Annotated in this window: 16 protein-coding genes; 12 read left to right on the top strand and 4 right to left on the bottom strand. The window is 62.4% G+C overall.

Features of this window, described 5'->3' with window-relative positions:
• The first annotated feature begins 71 nt into the window (after positions 1 to 71).
• The 4 genes from RS897_RS35995 (at position 72) to RS897_RS35980 (ending at position 2,629) form a co-directional block, all read left to right on the top strand.
• On the top strand, positions 72 to 440 hold the full coding sequence (locus RS897_RS35995) for a YidB family protein (RefSeq protein WP_315833414.1): 369 nt from the start codon (positions 72 to 74) through the stop codon (positions 438 to 440).
• A gap of 286 nt (positions 441 to 726) precedes the next feature.
• Positions 727 to 930 (top strand): hypothetical protein, encoded by a 204-nt coding sequence (locus RS897_RS35990; RefSeq protein ID WP_315838857.1) that lies wholly within the window; start codon positions 727 to 729, stop codon positions 928 to 930.
• Positions 931 to 1,075: 145 nt separating this feature from the next.
• Positions 1,076 to 2,116: a hypothetical protein gene (locus RS897_RS35985; protein WP_315833413.1), complete on the top strand. Its 1,041-nt coding sequence runs from the start codon at positions 1,076 to 1,078 to the stop codon at positions 2,114 to 2,116.
• Between the two features lie 84 nt (positions 2,117 to 2,200).
• On the top strand, positions 2,201 to 2,629 hold the full coding sequence (locus RS897_RS35980) for a DUF1489 family protein (RefSeq protein WP_315833412.1): 429 nt from the start codon (positions 2,201 to 2,203) through the stop codon (positions 2,627 to 2,629).
• A gap of 36 nt (positions 2,630 to 2,665) precedes the next feature.
• Here RS897_RS35980 and panC read toward each other — a convergent pair whose 3' ends face one another.
• The gene (gene panC / locus RS897_RS35975; protein WP_315833411.1) at positions 2,666 to 3,517 is read right to left on the bottom strand and encodes a pantoate--beta-alanine ligase; all 852 of its coding nucleotides are present in this window, start codon (positions 3,515 to 3,517) and stop codon (positions 2,666 to 2,668) included.
• Between the two features lie 205 nt (positions 3,518 to 3,722).
• Here panC and RS897_RS35970 point away from each other — a divergent pair, with 205 nt between their 5' ends.
• The 5 genes from RS897_RS35970 to RS897_RS35950 all read left to right on the top strand — a co-directional run bounded on the left by RS897_RS35970 (position 3,723) and on the right by RS897_RS35950 (position 8,801).
• Complete coding sequence (locus tag RS897_RS35970) at positions 3,723 to 4,646, top strand: division plane positioning ATPase MipZ (RefSeq protein ID WP_315833410.1); 924 nt, start codon at positions 3,723 to 3,725, stop codon at positions 4,644 to 4,646.
• A gap of 453 nt (positions 4,647 to 5,099) precedes the next feature.
• Positions 5,100 to 6,026, top strand: coding sequence for an alpha/beta hydrolase (locus tag RS897_RS35965; RefSeq protein ID WP_315833409.1), 927 nt, complete (start codon positions 5,100 to 5,102; stop codon positions 6,024 to 6,026).
• Between the two features lie 282 nt (positions 6,027 to 6,308).
• On the top strand, positions 6,309 to 7,133 hold the full coding sequence (locus RS897_RS35960) for an alpha/beta fold hydrolase (protein ID WP_315833408.1): 825 nt from the start codon (positions 6,309 to 6,311) through the stop codon (positions 7,131 to 7,133).
• 125 nt (positions 7,134 to 7,258) lie between these two features.
• Positions 7,259 to 7,984, top strand: coding sequence for a VWA domain-containing protein (locus tag RS897_RS35955; protein ID WP_315833407.1), 726 nt, complete (start codon positions 7,259 to 7,261; stop codon positions 7,982 to 7,984).
• Between the two features lie 88 nt (positions 7,985 to 8,072).
• Positions 8,073 to 8,801 carry a DnaJ domain-containing protein gene (locus RS897_RS35950; RefSeq protein WP_315833406.1) on the top strand — a complete coding sequence of 243 codons (729 nt, stop codon included), beginning with the start codon at positions 8,073 to 8,075 and terminating at the stop codon, positions 8,799 to 8,801.
• A 289-nt stretch (positions 8,802 to 9,090) separates the two neighbouring features.
• Here RS897_RS35950 and RS897_RS35945 read toward each other — a convergent pair whose 3' ends face one another.
• Positions 9,091 to 10,911 carry a D-alanyl-D-alanine carboxypeptidase gene (locus RS897_RS35945; protein WP_315833405.1) on the bottom strand — a complete coding sequence of 607 codons (1,821 nt, stop codon included), beginning with the start codon at positions 10,909 to 10,911 and terminating at the stop codon, positions 9,091 to 9,093.
• A 506-nt stretch (positions 10,912 to 11,417) separates the two neighbouring features.
• Here RS897_RS35945 and RS897_RS35940 point away from each other — a divergent pair.
• On the top strand, positions 11,418 to 11,762 hold the full coding sequence (locus RS897_RS35940) for a phasin family protein (RefSeq protein ID WP_315833404.1): 345 nt from the start codon (positions 11,418 to 11,420) through the stop codon (positions 11,760 to 11,762).
• Positions 11,763 to 11,859: 97 nt separating this feature from the next.
• On the opposite strand, the gene RS897_RS35935 is transcribed toward RS897_RS35940, so the two are convergent.
• Positions 11,860 to 13,521, bottom strand: coding sequence for a TadE/TadG family type IV pilus assembly protein (locus RS897_RS35935; protein WP_315833403.1), 1,662 nt, complete (start codon positions 13,519 to 13,521; stop codon positions 11,860 to 11,862).
• A gap of 648 nt (positions 13,522 to 14,169) precedes the next feature.
• On the opposite strand from RS897_RS35935, the gene clpS reads away from it, so the two are divergent.
• Entirely contained in the window at positions 14,170 to 14,502 is a 333-nt protein-coding gene (gene clpS / locus RS897_RS35930; RefSeq protein ID WP_315833402.1) for an ATP-dependent Clp protease adapter ClpS, read from the top strand.
• Positions 14,503 to 14,684: 182 nt separating this feature from the next.
• The gene (gene clpA / locus RS897_RS35925) at positions 14,685 to 17,090 is read left to right on the top strand and encodes an ATP-dependent Clp protease ATP-binding subunit ClpA (RefSeq protein WP_315833401.1); all 2,406 of its coding nucleotides are present in this window, start codon (positions 14,685 to 14,687) and stop codon (positions 17,088 to 17,090) included.
• Positions 17,091 to 17,165: 75 nt separating this feature from the next.
• Here clpA and RS897_RS35920 read toward each other — a convergent pair whose 3' ends face one another.
• Positions 17,166 to 18,122 (bottom strand): AraC-like ligand-binding domain-containing protein, encoded by a 957-nt coding sequence (locus RS897_RS35920; RefSeq protein ID WP_315833400.1) that lies wholly within the window; start codon positions 18,120 to 18,122, stop codon positions 17,166 to 17,168.
• Between the last annotated feature and the right edge of the window lie 95 nt (positions 18,123 to 18,217).

The following is an 18,217-nucleotide window of genomic DNA, read 5'->3' as shown; positions in this document are numbered from 1 at the left end:
CCCCCGATACTCTCGCTGCGATCCACTGAAGTCTATAAAACAGAACTGTGAATCAACAGGAGCATCGGCCGATGGGTATTCTCGATGAACTCGGCAACTCGCCCGCCCTCAAGGGTATTCTGGGCCAGTTGGAGGCGAGTGTGCTGCCGACAATCCTGAACCAGGTTCTGGGTGGCGGCGGGCAGGGCGGGCTTTCCACTATTCTCGCCAAGCTGCAGCAGGCTGGATTGGGCGATCAGGTCAAATCCTGGCTCGGCAATGGCGAGAACCTTCCGATCTCGGCTGACCAGCTCAAGCAGGTGCTCAACAGCGATCAGGTCAAGCAGCTCGCGGCCAGCTTCGGCATTCCGATCGACCAGGTGCTGGACGCGCTTGCCAAGCAGCTTCCGGCGACCGTGGACCATGCCAGCCCGAACGGCACGCTGCCCCCGTCGGCGTGAGCCGGTCGCGGCATTTTCCGGCCTGTCCCGGGACCTTCCAAAGTGACTTTTCAAGGCGCCTGCGCGATAGCCAGGCGCCTTGCCGCGCTGCACACGTTTTAGGCTTCCCGGGCCCTTTCCTGTGGTCCAAAAACTCGATCTATCTTACTGATAAAGCTGAAATATTTTGGCATTTTCCATCTTGTTAAATGGCTGGCCAAACCTGCTCGCCCCGTGCTATAGGCTTGCCGGGCATTCAGTCAGGCCTTTTTGGGACATTGAGGCCGGCTTTTTCTCGTATCGCGTGATGGAGAGGGTGTTGAAGCACAAATTCGTCGTTGGTGAGACGGTCTATTTCACGGCCAGCAATGTGGCGCGTCCTGCGGCCAGCGGAACCTATGAGGTGATCCGCCAGCTGCCGACGGATGGCGACGATTGCCAATACCGCATCAAGAGTTCGACCGAAGCCTTTGAGCGCGTCGCCAAGGAAAGCCAGCTCGCCGCTGCATAAGCGGACCTTTCGCCCTATTCATGTCGCATCGATCGGTCACTGAAGGCCGCTGCGCGGGACGAGCCGGGATCGAGTAACCTCCAGATCAGGACGCGTTCGCGTTCATTGTTTGTCTTGTGGGGGTTTGTCTTGAGGGGCGTCTCGCATGAATTGGGCCTGGACCACGTCGCTTGATCAGCTCTGGCGTTCGCCTTCGTTGCCAATGTGGGTCACATTGGCGGCTGCACTCTTTTTCGCCCTTGTCCTGTTGGTCACACTGCTGCGCGCCGAGAAATCGGTGGCGAACGGCGCATTGACCGTCATCACGCTGCTGGCGATCACCATTGCGGTGGCGTCCACGGTGCGCAGCTTCGGCGACGCCGAGACGACCGCGGACACACGTTCGCCGCGGCCGGTGGCCTCGCTTCCAGCGCTGTCCTGCCTTGACGATCTCGCCGGCGACGCCGTCGCTGCGGCCTGTGAACGCGCGCTGTTCGCATCCGCCGATTCCGCGGCGGCAGCGGTGTCCTACACCGCGGCCCAGATCAGCCGTCTGACGAGCTTCGGCGATGAAGCCACCGCCGACAAGGCGATGACCTCCGACCTGTCGGCACTTCGCCGCGCCGTGGAGCGCGACCGCTACGGTCTTGTCGCCCATGTGCTTGTCACCCGTGATGGCTGCACGCCATCGGACTGTGCCGTCTACAAGTCGTTGTCCGACCACAACGTGATCGCGGCCAACATGTCTGACCGGACCTATCAGAACCTGATCGGGCGCTACGCGCTGGCCTGGAATACGCCGGGGTCGGCAGTGCCGGTGGCGACGGGCGTGGGCACTGGCGCAGGCATGGGATTGGCAGGGCTGCCGCCGTCGGTCCCGACCGGCAAGCCGTTGTCGGGCGACTTTCCCAGTTCCTCGTCGATTCCGGCCGTCAGCATTATGGCGCCGGAGTCGTCAACGCCTGCGCCGCCGCCGAGGCCCGCGGCGAACGCCGCCGCACCGAAGCAGCCGGCCTCCATAGCCGCGCCACGGCCTGCTGCATCGCCGCCGAATGCGGCACAGGCCGCGGTGCCACGGACGGCCGCGGCACCTTCGCCGGCACCTCCGGCCGCGCCAAAGAAACAGGCGCCGAAAAAGAATGCCGCCGCTCCACAGCCGGCTGCACCTGTCCCGCTTGCGCCTGCTGCCGCGAGCGAGGATAACTGACGCTCATCGGATCGTGGTTGCCGCGGCCGTCCTGGTTCGGCGGCGACCTGATCTCTCCTGAACTTTTACGCTGCACGTCACGTCATGCCGCTTCATCTCATCAAACTCAGCGTCGGGGCCGAATCCATCGCGGATCTCGACGGCTGGATCAAAGAGCGAATGAAGAAGAGCAAGGCTAATCGCCACGTCCACATCACCCGGATGACCCCGAAGCGCGACACAGAGTTGCTCGACGGCGGGTCGATCTTCTGGGTGATCAAGGGCGAGATCCTGGTGCGCGAAAAACTGATCGGCATCGAGCCGTTTCGCGACAAGGATGGCATCGGCCGTTGCCGCCTGGTGATGGAACCGAAGCTGATTCCGGTGGCGCCGCGGCCGATGCGCGCGTTCCAGGGCTGGCGCTATCTCACGGTGAAGGATGCGCCCGCCGATCTCGGCAAGCGCGCCAGTGACGGCATTGCCGCAATGCCCGAACCGCTGCGGCGGGAGCTGCGCGAACTCGGATTGCTGTAATAGCGGCTGGCGCGGCTGAAAGCTCAGGCCTTCAACTCAGACCTTCACATTGTCGATCAGGCGCGTGGTGCCGATCTTGGCCGCCACCAGCAGGCGTGCGGGTCCATCCTTGACGCTCGCGATCGGCGCCAGCGTTTCCGCATGTCTGGCCTCGAGGTAATCGAGGGCAAACCCCGCATGGGTGATGCTGCCGGCACCGGCGGCGAGGGCGGCGGCAAGGCTGTCGCCGTCGCGCAGGCGCTTCGCGGTGTCTTTCAGCGCGCGATAGAGCACCGGCGCAGTCGCACGCTCCTCCGCTGAGAGATAGACGTTGCGCGACGACATCGCGAGGCCGTCGCGCTCGCGCACGATCGCCGCACCGACGACCTTGACGCCGAGATCGAGGTCGCGCGCCATGCGGGTGACCACCTTGAGCTGCTGAAAATCCTTCTCCCCGAAAATCGCTACGTCCGGCCGCACCTGGGTGAACAGCTTCGCCACCACGGTCGCCACGCCGCCGAAGAAATGCGGACGGAAGCGATCCTCCAGGTTGACAGTGGCCGGCCCCTCGACGGCGATCCGGCTGGCGAAATCGGGTGGATACATCAGGCCGGCATCGGGATGCCAGACGAGGTCGGTGCCTTCGGCCGTCAGCTTGGCGATGTCGGCTTTCCAGGTGCGCGGATAGGAGCCGAGATCTTCATGGGGTGCGAACTGGGTCGGGTTGACGAAGATCGACACCGCGACCCGCTTGGCCCGTCGCTTCGCCAGCCGGACCAGCGAAATATGGCCCTCATGCAGTGCGCCCATGGTGGGGACGAGCGCGACGGTCGCGTTGCGTGCGCGCAGGCGATCCAGCGCGCGATGCAGGGATGGAAGCGTGCGGGCGATCAGGGGCGCTTGGGGCATTTGTACTCGAGGGCGTTGGCGGAGCGGGATGCCGTGGTAGCGCGGGACAGCGTTCTGAGTAAAGCCGGTTGCGGAACCCGTTGGCCGGCGCTTTGCCGCATGTCCCTGCGTTCATGATGAATGACGACCCAAGGTGCATGTCAGGCGCATTTCGCTTGACCGCGACAGTGCGCGATTTGAAGATAATGCGAGGGGATATTTTGAGATGGCGCGGCAGGCTGATCAGGGCCGTTCCGGCACGGCACATGTGATCGTGCTCGGCAACGAGAAGGGCGGGTCGGGCAAGTCCACCACCGGCCTGCATATTGCTGTGGCGCTGCTGAAAGCCGGTCAGCGCGTCGCGACCATCGATCTCGATTGCCGGCAACAGAGCTTCAGCCGCTACATCGCCAACCGCGCCGCCTGGGCGCGCCGCACCGGGCTCGATCTCGAACTGCCGCATCATCGCTGCATCGAACTCGGCACCAGCATGATGGTGGCGGACAACGAAGCGTCGGAGCTCGAGCAGTTCTCCTCGGCCGTCAGTGCCGTCGAACGCGCGTTCGACTTCGTCGTCATCGATACGCCGGGCACCGACAGCTATCTGATGCGGCTTGCGCACTCGATGGCCGATACGCTGGTGACGCCGATCAACGACAGCTTTCTGGATTTCGACGTGCTCGGCACCGTCGATCCGCAGACCTATGCCTGCACCGGCGAGAGCCATTACGCGACCATGGTGCGCGAGGCGCGCAAGCAGCGTCGCCAGCTCGACGGCGCGACCACAGACTGGATCGTGGTGCGCAACCGTCTGTCGATGCTCGGCTCGCGCAACAAGCAACTGGTGGCGCAGGGATTGAAGCAGTTGTCGTTCCGCCTCGGCTTCCGCGCCATCGATGGCTTTGCCGAGCGCGTGGTGTACCGCGAATTCTTCCCGCGCGGTTTGACGGCGCTCGACAATCTCGACGAGGCGACGCTCGGCGCCCGGCCGAGCATGGGCCATGTCACGGCGCGCGAGGAGGTGATCGGGCTGCTGCGGCAATTGAAGCTGCCGCTGGACGAGCGCGGCCGCCGCCGGGCCGCGGCGCGGGCTGAGTGGTTTTCTCAGGTCGACCAGCCGCTGGTGGTGGACGACATCATCGGTGCCTGAGTGCTCCTAAAACTGAATCCACATTTCGTTGTGACAGAAAAATGAATCCGTATTCGCTGCCGGCGATTTGTTTCGCGGGCGGCGATTCGACAGGGGCGATCGCTTGTAAAGCTTTGCTGGACGGTTGTTTTTCAATTTTATGAAAATGCAACCGAAGGCTTGAACGCTGGTTTCATCCTGCCATCAGGGTGGCCGATGACAAACTCTTGCTGTTCACGAGGCCATGGTAAGAAGGTTTGCTTCTTGTGCGACTGCACAATCTTATAGTGCTTTGCACAATTAAAAGACGGAAACTTCCCAACATTTCGGCTGTTGTCACAGCGATGTTATGTCTATCTTTCATGGACCAACACGAATTTGACCGCTGAGAACTGACTCGAAAAGCTGACCGAAGACTGACCACCGACCCCGACCCGCTTACCGCTTAAGAGCGATTGCCCGCCGAGGACTTGAATGAAACGTGGCCTGATCATTGCTGTCGCTGCCGTGGCCTTCGTCGCCGCAGCCTATTTCTCGTTCAGCAAATGGGCGGTCCGGCATGAGATGGTCGAGCTTTATGATGCGTCGCGCGACCGCGTGATCGCGGTCAATGTTGCGGTGCGGCGCGATTCCGAGATGCGGGCGATGGCCGGCATGAAGGCGCTGCCGGTCGCCATCGTCAATCACGGCAACACCGTCAAGAATACCGAGTATTCCTTCCTCGCCAACGTGCTCGCGCTGCGCGGCTATCTGGTGCTCAGCATCCAGCACGATCTCGCCACCGACGCGCCGCTGGTGACCAAGGTCGGCCAGCTCTATGTTGGGCGGCTGCCGGTCTATGAACGCGGCGTCACCAACATCATGTTTGCGGTCGGCGAGATGAAGAAGCGCATGGCCTACGCCGACTATGACAAGCTGATGATGGTTGGTCATTCCAATGGCGGCGATATCTCGATGTTCTTCGCCAAGGAACATCCGGAGATGATCAAGCGCGTCGTCACCCTGGACAATCTGCGCGTTCCGTTCCTTACCGAGGCGAAGTTCAAGATCCTCTCGTTCCGCTCCAAGGATGAGCACTTCGTGCCCGATCCCGGCGTCGTGCCCGACGACGAGGAGTGCGAAAAGACCGGCATCGAGGTCGTCAAGACCGGTGCTCAGCACACCGACATGAGCGACCGCGGCCCCGAGGTCGTGAAGGAAAAGATTCAGAAAGCGCTGGACCAGTTCCTCGGCGAGGACAGCGATCTGCGCCCGGCGCGGAGCGACAAGCTGACCATCTCCAGCAACAGGAAAGCTCCGGACGCCAAGCAGCAGGACGCTGGTCTGCGAGACGCGAAGGCGGGCCACGATGCGTCGCAGCGCGCCGCCGCACTATCGCTGCCTGAAATGGCGATGCCGTAAATCAACCAGCCTGACGTTCTGCGCCCGCCGTCCGTCATCGCGCGGCATCATCGGCAGCTCTGATCGCCTTCATTCCAGAATCGCCCCAAGATCGGCTCAACGGCCTCAACAGCGATCGATCACCGCTGCGCGCCGGCATGGTCAATCAAAAGTCGAGCGGGCGGTGACGTTTCAATTCAAAGCCGTCGCGTTCCGGCGCGGGCGCGACATTGCCGATCCTGACAACACCGATATTCGCGCGTATGAAATGGCCCGGTCGCGCAGTCACCCCGGAGCAGTCGCATGAGTGTCGTCACAACAAAAGACGGTATTGAGATCTTCTACAAGGATTGGGGCAAGGGTCAGCCCATCGTGTTCAGCCATGGCTGGCCGCTGTCGGCCGATGACTGGGATGCGCAGCTGATGTTCTTCCTCAATCACGGCTATCGCGTCATCGCCCATGATCGCCGCGGCCACGGCCGCTCCAGCCAGGTGGCCGATGGGCATGACATGGATCATTATGCCGACGACCTCGCGGCTGTAACGGCGCATCTCGATCTGCGGAACGCCATTCATGTGGGCCATTCCACCGGTGGCGGCGAGGTCGTGCATTATCTGGCGCGGCATGGCGAAAGCCGGGTGGCGAAGGCGGCTATCCTCTGCGCGGTGCCGCCGCTGATGGTGAAGACGGCGGCGAATCCCGACGGCCTCCCCAAGGAAGTGTTTGACGATTTTCAGACGCAACTGGCGGCCAACCGCTCCCAGTTCTATCGCGACGTGGCGTCGGGGCCGTTCTATGGCTTCAACCGGCCCGGCGCCAAGGTCTCGGAGGCCGTCATCCAGAACTGGTGGCGCCAGGGCATGATGGGCGGCGCCAAGGCGCACTATGACGGCATTGTCGCCTTCTCGCAGACCGATTTCACCGAGGACCTGAAGAAGATCACCGTGCCCGTGCTGGTGATGCACAGCGAAGACGATCAGATCGTTCCTTATGTCGCCTCCGGGCCGTTGTCGGCAAAACTGCTGAAGAACGGGACGCTGAAGACCTACAAGGGCTTTCCACACGGCATGCCGACCACGGAAGCCGCGACGGTCAACGCTGACCTGCTGGCCTTCATCAAGGGTTGACGGCGTCCGGAGAGACCGCCGAAGGGCGGTCTCTCCTTGACGGGTTCGCGGCCGAGCTTGACGGCCGCAAGGTGGCTCCCAGATAAACGAGAGCAACCAGCGGAGTGCAGGCAGCGCGAACCACGATGTCGAGCGACAGCAAATCACCCACGGCGGGAAAAGCCGGGTCGTTGCCGGAGGCGGCATCGACATCGGCCGACATCGCCGCCTTCGTCGCCAAGGCGAGGGTGATGACGCCGCAGGCGGGCGCGCGCGGTCGGCTGATTTTCTCGCTCGACGCCACCATGAGCCGCCAGCCGACCTGGGACTTGGCCTGCCAGCTTCAGGCCGAGATGTTTCGCGAAGCCGGATCGATCGGCGGCCTCGATGTGCGGCTGGTGTATTTCCGCGGCTTGGGTGAATGCCGCGCCAGCCCGTGGATTTCCGACGCCGCCCAATTGGCGCGGCTGATGAGCCGGATCACGGTCGAGGGCGGCCATACCCAGATCCACAAGGTGCTTTCGGAAACCCGGCGGGAAGCGGTGGCCCACGGCGTGCGTGCGCTGGTGTTCGTCGGCGACGCGATGGAAGAGAATGTCGATGACCTCAGCGCCAAGGCTGGCGAGCTCGGTCTGCTGAAGGTCCCGGTGTTCATGTTCCAGGAGGGACACGACGCGGTCACCGAGCAGGCGTTCCGCGAGATCGCGCGGCTGTCGGGCGGTGCCTATTGCCGGTTCGATCCGGGGGCGGCGGCGCAGTTGCGTGACCTACTGCGTGCGGTCGCGGCTTACGCAGCCGGCGGGCGCGAGGCGCTGCAGCGCCTGTCGACGACGGCAAGCGGGGCGGCGGCGCTGCTGGGCCAGATCAAATAGAGCCGGTTACGGTTTTTGCCGTGGATGCCTGCGGCTGTCCGACCCGGTCGTCTTTCGCCGGTGCGCGTGACCGACTATCTATCGTTCCATGCCAACCCTGATCGCAGGCGCTGTCGCCGTTTTTGTTCTCTATATGCTGCTGCAGATGTTCCGCGCGGCGAACCCGGCGTTGCTGGCGCGCGGCGTCAAGCTCGCCGGCGGCGTTGTCTGCCTTGCGGTGGCCGCCCTCACCGGCGTCAAGGGCGAACTCGCGGTGGCCATTCCGCTTGGCCTGTTCGGGGCGGGGTTGCTCGGCTGGTCGCCGGCGGCAAACGTGTTCGGCAATTTGGGCGGTTTCGGCAACTGGGGCCGCGGCAGCCGGTCCAGCGGCCAGGCCTCGCAGGTCCGCTCCGCCTTTCTCGACATGACGCTGGATCACGACACTGGCGAGTTGAAGGGCACCATCATCGCCGGCACCCATGCCGGGCGGTCGCTGGATGCGTTCGACCTGCCGCAACTCGCGGCGATGATGCAAACCTTCGATGCCGAGAGCTGTGCGTTACTTGAAAGCTATCTTGACCGCCGGTTTGCCGGATGGCGTCAGAACACGCAGGGCGCAGGGGCAGGGGGGCAGCGCGGCCAGGCGGCGAGCGGCAAAATGACGGCGGAGGAGGCTTATCAGATCCTTGGCCTGCAGCCGGGAGCGGGGCGAGACGAGATCGGGCGTGCGCACCGGTCGCTCATGAAGAAACTGCATCCCGACCAGGGGGGGTCGACGTACCTCGCGGCCCGTGTCAACGAGGCCAAGGAGACCTTGCTTCGCACTCATCACAGCTAACTCCAGCACGCAACACTACGCAACTCACTGCGAGCAGCTGTTCGTCTCTCTGATCGATGCCCCCGGGTGCATGAAGCTGCATCCCGATAATCTGGCGCCTGATGCTCCGTTGGCCGGAAACAGGCACCGGCCCGCCTTGACCGGCGGTGCCGCTGTTATGGTTTATTTTTACCGACCAAATGTTGACGAGAAGTTTCAAATGCCGGCGAACGAGCGCGGCCGGTGTCGTTCGCGGATACAAAAAAGCCCGGCACTGAGGCCGGGCTTTTCGTTGTGATCGAAGCTGCGATCAGTTCTTGATGGCGATGCAGGAGATGTCGTTGCGCTTCAGGGTGCGGCAGGCGGCTTCGGCGCTGTCCTTGTCGAGGCCGGCGAAGCGGGCGCGGTACAGGCTCTTTCCGCCGCCCTTCGAGACGGTCTCCGTGAACGGGTCGGCCTTGCCCAGCAGGCTGCCTGCGCTGCTGCGAGCGGCGTCCAGGCGCTGCTTGGCTTCGCCCTCGGTTTCCAGTGCGCCGACCTGGATGATCCAGCCCGAGCGCGTCGTGGCCTTGATGGCGCCGTTCTGCTGCATCGTCTGGGTCGGTGCGGCGAGTGCGACCTGCTGGGATTGCGGCATGCGAGCCGGCTCCGCGTAAGCCATGGTCTGGGAGTGCTGCTGCAGGGCGGAGGCGGGCAGCGTGCCCAGGATGCCCTGGCCGGTGCCGTATTTCGGGTTCTGCGGCGGCAGTTCCGCGGCCTTGAGGTCGGCTGCCTTTGCCACGATGGAGTTGGAGGTCTCGGCGACTTCGGCGCGGGCGGGGATCGAGGCGGTGGCGGCGGGTCCGGCAACCGGGGCTGCGGAGGCAATGCGGGTCTGACCCGACTTGATCTGAACCGTCTTCACCCGCACCGGCGTCATCGGCTCGGCGGAGCCGGGAATCATCGGCAGCGGCTGCGAAATCACGCCGGAGGTCAGCGGGGCCGGGGCCGGCTTGGGCTGCTCCTGAGCGACCTGCTGGGGCGGGATGGGCCTCGCCACCGGCATCGGCATGGCCGAGCGGGCGGTTTCATCGACCTCGGCGGCGGCAGTAGCGGTCTGGATCGCGCCCTGAACCTGCATGGCGGACATCGCGCGGCTGGTTTTTGGTTCCGGCGCGGGGGCGGCCGCCGGGGCATCGTCAGCATCGGCGCTCGCGACCTTGTAGTCGGACGGGTTGCGTTCGGTGATGGCGGCAACGGTGCGCTTGGTAGCGCCGCGCTCCAGGTTTTCGGCCAGCAGGTTGCGCATGGTCGCATCGCGCGAACCGCCGGAACGGCCGCCCAGCACGACGCCGATCAGATGGCGGTTGCCGCGGTGCATCGAGGTGACCAGGTTGAAGCCGGAGGCGCGGGTGTAGCCGGTCTTGATGCCGTCGACGCCCTCGACACGGCCGAGCAGGCGGTTGTGGTTGCGGATGACGTTGCCGCGGTAGTGGAAATCGTTGGTCGCGAAGTAGCGGTAGTAGCGCGGGAAGCGGTCCTGGATGGCGCGGCCGAGGGTGGCCTGATCGCGCGCGGTGGTGACCTGGTCCTCGTCCGGGAGACCGGAGGCGTTCTTGTAGGTGGTGCGGCTCATGCCCAGCGCGCGCGCCTTGCGCGTCATCAGCTTGGCGAAGTCGTCTTCGTCACCGGCGATGGCTTCGGAGATCACCACGGCAGCGTCGTTGGCGGAACGGGTGACCAGGCCCTTGATCGCGTCTTCGACCCGGATGCTCTGGCCAGGGCGCAGACCGAGTTTGGTCGGCGCCTGCTCGGAGGCATGTTCGGAGACAGCCATCTGGGTATCGATGGTCATCTTGCCGCTCTCCAGCCGCTCGAACAGCAAATAGAGCGTCATGATCTTGGTGAGCGATGCCGGATGCCGCGGACCGTCGGCGCTGTTGGCTTGCAGCGTGGCGCCCGAGTTTCCGTCGACGATGATCGAGGAGAACGGCGGCGCGTAGCTGGAGACCCGCACGTGATGGCGCGAGCGGTGATGCCGCCGCCTGGCGTCAGCTGTATCGTTGGTGAAAAGGACGGCTGCGGTGACCGTCGCAAGCCCGAGGATGCAAAAGCGTAGCGTCCGCGAAGACGCTGAGGTTGCACGAAACATTGACTACCCCGTCCGATTTCCAGCGACAGCGCATCCTGGAAAACCCGCTTCTTTCCCGGAGACGCTCCCCATGTTCCAATTCGCGTAACGTCTTCATGCGAATTGGAAGCCACTTCGCTCGAAGACACTTAGATCACCGGTCCGTGAGGCGAAATTGTGCCCGCACGCCCGGAAATCAGCGGCCTGCTGCGCGTTGACGGGGCAAATCTCGAAAAAGACAGGCGGCCGCGGGCTGCCATTCTGGCTAAGAGACTGTGCCTGAACGTCTTTTTCGGAATTCTTCCGGACTGTCAGCAACGCAGGGACCCAAAGTAGGGCGACGGAGTTTCCAAAAGGTTAAGCAACCGTTGCCGGCATCGCCTGACTTTTCTCATAATTTGAGAAAATCTTGTGCGACGCACAAGATGATTGACTGTTTTGTGCGCTGCACTATAAACTTCAGGTAGTTATCGGGAGCCGGGACAATCCGGTGACTTCAGCAGCAGCAGTCCGGGAGAGGATCCAACATGGTTTTTAAAGTTGAGGACTTCCAGAGTTTCGGCAAAGAGCAGTACGAAGCGGCGCTCGCGTCGGTGAACAATTTCACCAAAGGCTACCAGGCGATCGCCACCGCCTATGCTGACTATTCCAAGAAGTCGTTCGAAGACACCAGTGCCTATGTCGAGAAGCTGTCGGGCGTGAAGTCGCTCGAGAAGGCGATCGAACTGCAGACCGAATTCACCAAGACGGCCTATGAGACCTTCGTGGCGGAATCCAAGAAGATCACCGAGCTCTATGCCGGTCTTGCCAAGGAAGCCTACAAGCCGTTTGAAGGCTACGTCGCCAAGTTCACGCCGCCCACGTCGCACTGATTTAGCGGCACGCTGATTTTATTTATCCCTGGCGGATACGAAAAGCCCGGCTCGCGCCGGGTTTTTTTGTTGTGTCCTATCGGGAGCGGACGGCTGTTCAGTAGGCGATGCGCAGTTTCGAGATGTCGATGAGAATAGAGTTGAACGTGGTGATGATCTGATCGGGGTCCGTCAGCATGTAGAACTTGCTCGTATCGCTTGCACATCCCTGCAGAACTGCCGACTGCGGATCCACGCTCCCGACGTTGACCTGGATGGTATAGACCGTTGCTTCCACTTTTGCGTTTGTGCACAGCAGTTTTTGGCGGGCATCGATCTGGCCGTCGACCTGTTTGCTGCCGTTTCCGTACGCGGGCCAGCGATCCTGCGTGTTCAGCCCGTCGGACAAGAGGATGATGATTTTTTTGTAGATATAATTGGACTCTTCCGCGGGAGCTTTGATCGGTTGGCTCTGAGCCGAACCTTCGCTGCTCAGAGATTGCCACGCCCAGGCCATTCCGACCGGCTGGTTGGTGCCGCCGTTCGGGGTCATCAATCCGACCTTCTTCTTGAGGGTGGCCCAGTCAGAACTCATGCCCATGACCGACGTCGGACAGGCATTGTATTGCTGCGCCGGAAAATTTGTGGCCGTGCTCGTCGCGGCGACGTTCTTGACGTCATTCGGCTGGGTGCGGTCGGTGATGCAGCCGTTCCATGTGCTGTGATCGTTGGGGATCCACGTATGCGTGTAAGGTGCGCCGGTCGTTGTCACGACTTGGGAGCAGACAGTATTTTTGCCGGTTCCGCTGCAAGAGCAATTGCTGCGCGAGCCGCAACTGCAGGAGTTTCCGGAGCAGACCTGGTTGGTCGTCGACGTCGTCGTACCGACGCTATTGTAGCAGCCGTTGTAGTAGCTGGCGTAAGTGCCGTCCTGACCCGGACAGATCAATCCGCTTGAGGGGATTGTGTATGCTGTCGTGTAGTTGGCGGGGCCGGCGATGCAGCCGAAGCCCTGCTGATTTGTGAACGGACATGAAGATCCGGGTCCATAGCTGGACCAGTAGGCGGGTTTGCTCGTCACCAGAACGGGGGGCTCGGCTTCCCAATCGGTCCAGTCGATCCAGGCCTGGTTGTAGTTGGTGGGATCGGCGTTGATATCCTTGGCGAAGGGAACAATCGAGATGAGGACGTCCCCGTCGACCGTCGAGAGCTGGCTGAGCTTGGTGATGAGATCGTTTGTCGCCTTTTGGAGGGCGCCAATTTTTCCGTTGTCCTTCATCGAACCGGTATTGTCGAGGGCAAGCGCGACGCGCAGTCTGCTGTTGCCCCACGTTGCCGTGGAACTGATGCTGAAGTCTATTTTCGTGATACCGGCAACTCTGAGGAGTTCCGTCGGCATCGTTCCCGACGCCTCCAGCTTGATGGTCCCCGGAGATCCGGAACTGGGCGGGGTGTAGGTTGCTTTGAAGCCGGTCTTGGGCGTGTAAGAGTTGGTGTAGAGGGTGTTGAAGTATCCCTCCGCCTTGGTCTGGATGTCCGCCTGGGTCATCGGGGGATTCGCGGCCGACGCATCCTTGGAGATCATCAAAGCGGCCGAGTCGATCGCGGCCTGCATGGCGGTGCGCGCGTTGTAGACACGGGCGTAGTCGACGGCGGCGCCGACCATCGACAGCAGCATCAGCAACGTAAATCCGAACATGGGGAGGATGCTGCCGTCGTCCGTACGGACGAAACGAGCAATCTGGCGCTTCACCCCGGTCATATTTAACAGCGCGGTCATGGTTCCCACCGAAAACGGCTCTCGCGACGAGAGCGCTGGTCCGGTGCGAGTTGTGGGGTTTATGCGGTGAAGAGTGGGTAAAGTGATGCTCTGAAACTTGGTAAAACAACCGCATTCGGTGGTAATTTAATGAGTTCTCGTCAGATTATGCTCAACGCTCCCTCAACGCCTGCACGCTATTCCTCTGCTATCCTGGAGCTTTTCGTTAACTATCGCGGCGAGCCTTGTGCACGCTTTGGGCAGGGGGCCTTCCGAGGGCCGGATCTGCCGAGGGGGCCGCGACAGGAGGCCTGATCGGGGAACCGGGGTGGCTGGATGGCCCCGGACGCCCGGAATGGCCCATTTTTCGCATCCTTGCGGGGGTGGGGGTGTGGACCCATATCGGTAATAATTCACATGGGGATGCGGTGCCGGTGTTGACGAGACACATCAATCTCGCAACGCTCGGCAGATATGACCTTTCCGAGTCCGCCAAGATCGGCGGCGGACCCGAAAAATGGCCAAATCCGTGTCCTCCCGGCCAGAAAGCCGCGAGGGGCGCCACAGGCCCGGTCGCAAAAGGGGAATTTCGAACGTTAAGCCATGCTGCATCCATCTGGACATTCTGGAACCGCGGCGACCGCGTCGTCTGTCGCATCGACCTTTCGCATGAGCGGCGATGAGGGCCGCCCCGGCGGCCCCAACGTGCCGGGTATTTCCGTCATCACCAAGGTCAAGCCGCGCACCAAACGGCCGAGCCTCTACCGCGTGTTGATTCTCAACGACGATTACACGCCGATGGAATTCGTCGTTCATGTTTTAGAACGTTTCTTCAACAAGGATGTTGAAGCTGCGACCCAGATCATGCTGCATGTTCATCACCATGGGATCGGCGAATGCGGTGTGTTCACTTACGAAATAGCCGAGACCAAAGTGACGCAGGTGATGGATTTTGCGCGCAAGCACCAACATCCTTTGCAATGCGTGATGGAAAAGAAGTAGCATCGGCTGTCGGGTGGTTCCGGCCATCGAGAGCTTGAAGCGAAGGCCTCACGATCGGAGTTTGAAACGGGAGCTTGAATACGAGAGCTTGAATAAGACGGCCAAGATAACAAATTAAGCTCAAGCGGATTCAAGCTTACGTAAATCCAGGCTTACGACTGTGGGGGCCACAGAGGACGCGAATGCCGACTTTTTCTCAGAGCCTTGAACAATCCTTGCATCGTGCACTGGCGATCGCCAATGAGCGCCATCATCAGTACGCGACGCTCGAACATCTCCTGCTCTCGCTGATCGACGATTCCGACGCCGCCGCGGTGATGCGCGCCTGCAACGTGGATCTCGACAAGCTGCGCGCCAGCCTCGTCAACTATCTTGAGACCGAGTTCGAAAATCTGGTGGCGGAGGGCGGCGACGATGCCAAGCCGACCGCGGGGTTCCAGCGGGTGATCCAGCGCGCGGTCATTCACGTGCAGTCGTCGGGACGCGAAGAGGTCACCGGCGCCAACGTGCTGATCGCGATCTTCGCCGAGCGCGAAAGCCATGCTGCGTATTTCCTGCAGGAGCAGGACATGACGCGCTACGACGCGGTCAATTACATCAGCCACGGCATTGCCAAGCGTCCTGGTGTCTCGGAATCTCGCCCGGTGCGCGGCGTTGACGAGGAGACCGAGCACAAGAACGACGGCGACAGCAAGAAGAAGGGCGACGCGCTCGAGACCTATTGCGTCAACCTGAACAAGAAGGCGCGCGACGGCAAGATCGACCCGGTGATCGGGCGGACCGCAGAGATCAACCGCGCCATCCAGGTGCTGTGCCGCCGCCAGAAGAACAATCCGCTGTTCGTCGGCGAAGCGGGCGTCGGCAAGACGGCGATCGCCGAAGGCCTCGCCAAGCGCATTGTCGAGAGTGACGTGCCGGAAGTGCTGAGCGCCGCGACCGTGTTCTCGCTGGACATGGGCACGCTGCTGGCCGGAACCCGCTATCGCGGCGATTTCGAGGAGCGGCTGAAGCAGGTCATCAAGGAACTGGAAGCGCATCCGAATGCGATCCTGTTTATTGACGAAATCCACACCGTGATCGGCGCTGGCGCCACCTCCGGTGGCGCGATGGATGCGTCCAACCTGCTCAAGCCGGCGCTGGCCTCGGGCACCATCCGTTGCATGGGCTCGACCACCTACAAGGAATACCGCCAGCACTTCGAAAAGGATCGCGCGCTGGTGCGCCGGTTCCAGAAGATCGACGTCAATGAGCCGTCGGTCGCGGATGCCATCGGCATTCTGAAGGGGCTGAAGCCGTACTTCGAGGACTATCACAAGCTGAAATACACTGCCGAGGCGATCGAAGCCGCGGTGAACCTGTCGGCGCGCTACATCCATGACCGCAAGCTGCCGGACAAAGCGATTGACGTGATCGACGAATCCGGCGCGGCGCAGATGCTGGTGCCGGAAAACAAGCGCAAGAAGACCATCGGCCTGAAGGAAATCGAGACCACGATCGCGACCATGGCGCGGATTCCGCCCAAGAGCGTATCGAAGGACGATGCCGAGGTGCTCAAGCACTTGGAATCGACGCTCAAGCGCGTGGTGTTCGGCCAGGATAAGGCGATCGAGGCCCTGACGGCGGCGATCAAGCTGGCGCGGGCGGGCCTGCGCGAGCCGGAGAAGCCGATCGGCTCCTATTTGTTCTCGGGCCCGACCGGCGTCGGCAAGACCGAAGTTGCCAAGCAACTCGCGGACTCGCTCGGTGTCGAGCTGCTGCGCTTCGACATGTCCGAGTACATGGAGCGGCATACGGTCTCGCGCCTGATCGGCGCGCCTCCCGGCTATGTCGGTTTCGACCAGGGCGGTTTGCTCACGGATGGCGTCGACCAGCATCCGCATTGCGTGGTGCTGCTGGACGAGATCGAGAAGGCGCATCCTGATCTGTACAACGTGCTGCTGCAGATCATGGACCATGGCCGCCTGACCGATCACAACGGCAAGCAGGTCAACTTCCGCAACGTGATCCTGATCATGACCACCAATGCGGGTGCAGCGGATCTGGCGCGTCAGGCGTTTGGCTTCACCCGCAACAAGCGGGAAGGCGACGACGCAGAGGCCATCAATCGCCAGTTCGCGCCGGAATTCCGCAACCGTCTCGATGCCATCGTGTCGTTCGGTCACTTGAACGCCGAAGTCATCGGCATGGTGGTCGAGAAGTTCGTGCTGCAACTCGAGGCGCAACTGGCGGATCGCGACGTCACCATCGAACTGTCCGAGCCCGCCAAGGCCTGGCTGATCCAGCACGGTTATGACGAGCAGATGGGTGCCCGGCCGATGGCGCGGGTGATCCAGGAGCACATCAAGAAGCCGCTGGCGGACGAATTGCTGTTCGGCAAGCTCAAGGGCGGTGGCCACGTCCGCGTCGTGCTCATCAAGGACGAGAACGATCAGGACAAGATCGGCTTCGACTTTGTCGAGGGGCCGGTCACGCCGAAGCCGGAGAAGCTGCCCGGTGCGCGCAAGCGCGCGGCCGCACGCAAGCCGAAAGGTGGCTCGGATGACGATGGCCCGAAGGGCGCCAGCAAGGGCCCCCTTGTGAAGGCCTGATCGCTGTCGCAAATCCACAGATTGAAACGGCCGGATCGCAAGATCCGGCCGTTTTCGTTGATCGGGTGGACCTGCTCAAATGCCCGACTGGCTGCGCCGCCACTCCCGGGGTGACAGGCCGTACTGCTCGCGGAACGCCCGGCCGAAGTGCGAGAGGTCGTTGAAGCCCCAGGCGAAGGCGATTTCGCCGACATGCCGCCCGGCGTGGGCCGGTGCGGACAAATCGCGCTGGCATTGCTCCAGCCGCTGGCTCAGCACATAACGCTGGAACGAGGTCTGCTCGTCCGCCAGCAGCGTGTTGACATAACGCGAGGAGATGCCGAGCGCCGCCGCGGTGTCGGACAGCGACAGCTCCGGGTCGGACAGGTGCGCCCGGACATAGGCCTTCAAACGGTACAACAGCGCGGCGCGATGGGTTGAGGGTGGAAGCCTGTTGCCCGTCAACCGTTCGCTCATCGCCAGCGCTAGCAAGTCGAGGGCCTGTTCGGACAGCCGGGCGCCTGTGATGTCGTCGAACTGGTCGACCATGCCGGACACCGCCGTCAGGAATTCCAGCGCCAGCCGGTCCAGCGGCCGCTGCCGGTCGAAGCTGGTGGCGGTCAGGGTTTCGATGCCCGCGATCCGCTTCAGCAGTGCACTGCGCGGGATCTGAAAAATCGTCTGGCTGAAGTCATCCCTGAACAGCAGCTGGTAGGGCCGTGTCGTATCGTAGAGCGCGAATTCACCGGGATGGATTGTGGTCTCGCGGCCATCCTGCACCACGCCGCCGACGCCCTCTCGTCCCAGCGCCACCAGGATGAAATCTTCGTGCGCACGGGCGATGCGTGAGGGCGTACGAAACACATGCTGCGCGCCAGAGGTGACCTGGGTGCAGGCGACGCCGCCCAGCATCGAGCGGCTGACCGAACCGCGAAACCGGTTGCCGAGATCGGACGTGCAATCGAGCCCGACGAACACGTCGCAGACGATGTCCTGCCAGAACGCGAGCTTGCGGTGCTGCGGCGCACTGTCCGTCGAGAGCTGAACCGGCATAGGCCTTGATCCCTCATGCGGCTGCGTTGCCGATCGTGCAGTCGAGTTTTTCTTCCCTGTGGGACGAGCCTGAAAACCCGCCCTCGGCAAAACTG

Source organism: Bradyrhizobium prioriisuperbiae (assembly GCF_032397745.1).
GTDB lineage: Bacteria > Pseudomonadota > Alphaproteobacteria > Rhizobiales > Xanthobacteraceae > Bradyrhizobium_A > Bradyrhizobium_A prioriisuperbiae.
Note: the sequence above shows the minus strand (reverse complement) of the source record. Positions and strands in the feature narration are given on the sequence as shown.

Bases quoted from the DNA above. Each gene is read 5' to 3' on its own strand.
- RS897_RS35995 (WP_315833414.1), top strand. From the start codon at position 72: ATGGGTATTCTCGATGAACTCGGCAACTCGCCCGCCCTCAAGGGTATT.
- RS897_RS35990 (WP_315838857.1), top strand. From the start codon at position 727: ATGGAGAGGGTGTTGAAGCACAAATTCGTCGTTGGTGAGACGGTCTAT.
- RS897_RS35985 (WP_315833413.1), top strand. From the start codon at position 1,076: ATGAATTGGGCCTGGACCACGTCGCTTGATCAGCTCTGGCGTTCGCCT.
- RS897_RS35980 (WP_315833412.1), top strand. From the start codon at position 2,201: ATGCCGCTTCATCTCATCAAACTCAGCGTCGGGGCCGAATCCATCGCG.
- panC (WP_315833411.1), bottom strand. From the start codon at position 3,517: ATGCCCCAAGCGCCCCTGATCGCCCGCACGCTTCCATCCCTGCATCGC.
- RS897_RS35970 (WP_315833410.1), top strand. From the start codon at position 3,723: ATGGCGCGGCAGGCTGATCAGGGCCGTTCCGGCACGGCACATGTGATC.
- RS897_RS35965 (WP_315833409.1), top strand. From the start codon at position 5,100: ATGAAACGTGGCCTGATCATTGCTGTCGCTGCCGTGGCCTTCGTCGCC.
- RS897_RS35960 (WP_315833408.1), top strand. From the start codon at position 6,309: ATGAGTGTCGTCACAACAAAAGACGGTATTGAGATCTTCTACAAGGAT.
- RS897_RS35955 (WP_315833407.1), top strand. From the start codon at position 7,259: ATGTCGAGCGACAGCAAATCACCCACGGCGGGAAAAGCCGGGTCGTTG.
- RS897_RS35950 (WP_315833406.1), top strand. From the start codon at position 8,073: ATGCCAACCCTGATCGCAGGCGCTGTCGCCGTTTTTGTTCTCTATATG.
- RS897_RS35945 (WP_315833405.1), bottom strand. From the start codon at position 10,911: ATGTTTCGTGCAACCTCAGCGTCTTCGCGGACGCTACGCTTTTGCATC.
- RS897_RS35940 (WP_315833404.1), top strand. From the start codon at position 11,418: ATGGTTTTTAAAGTTGAGGACTTCCAGAGTTTCGGCAAAGAGCAGTAC.
- RS897_RS35935 (WP_315833403.1), bottom strand. From the start codon at position 13,521: ATGACCGCGCTGTTAAATATGACCGGGGTGAAGCGCCAGATTGCTCGT.
- clpS (WP_315833402.1), top strand. From the start codon at position 14,170: ATGAGCGGCGATGAGGGCCGCCCCGGCGGCCCCAACGTGCCGGGTATT.
- clpA (WP_315833401.1), top strand. From the start codon at position 14,685: ATGCCGACTTTTTCTCAGAGCCTTGAACAATCCTTGCATCGTGCACTG.
- RS897_RS35920 (WP_315833400.1), bottom strand. From the start codon at position 18,122: ATGCCGGTTCAGCTCTCGACGGACAGTGCGCCGCAGCACCGCAAGCTC.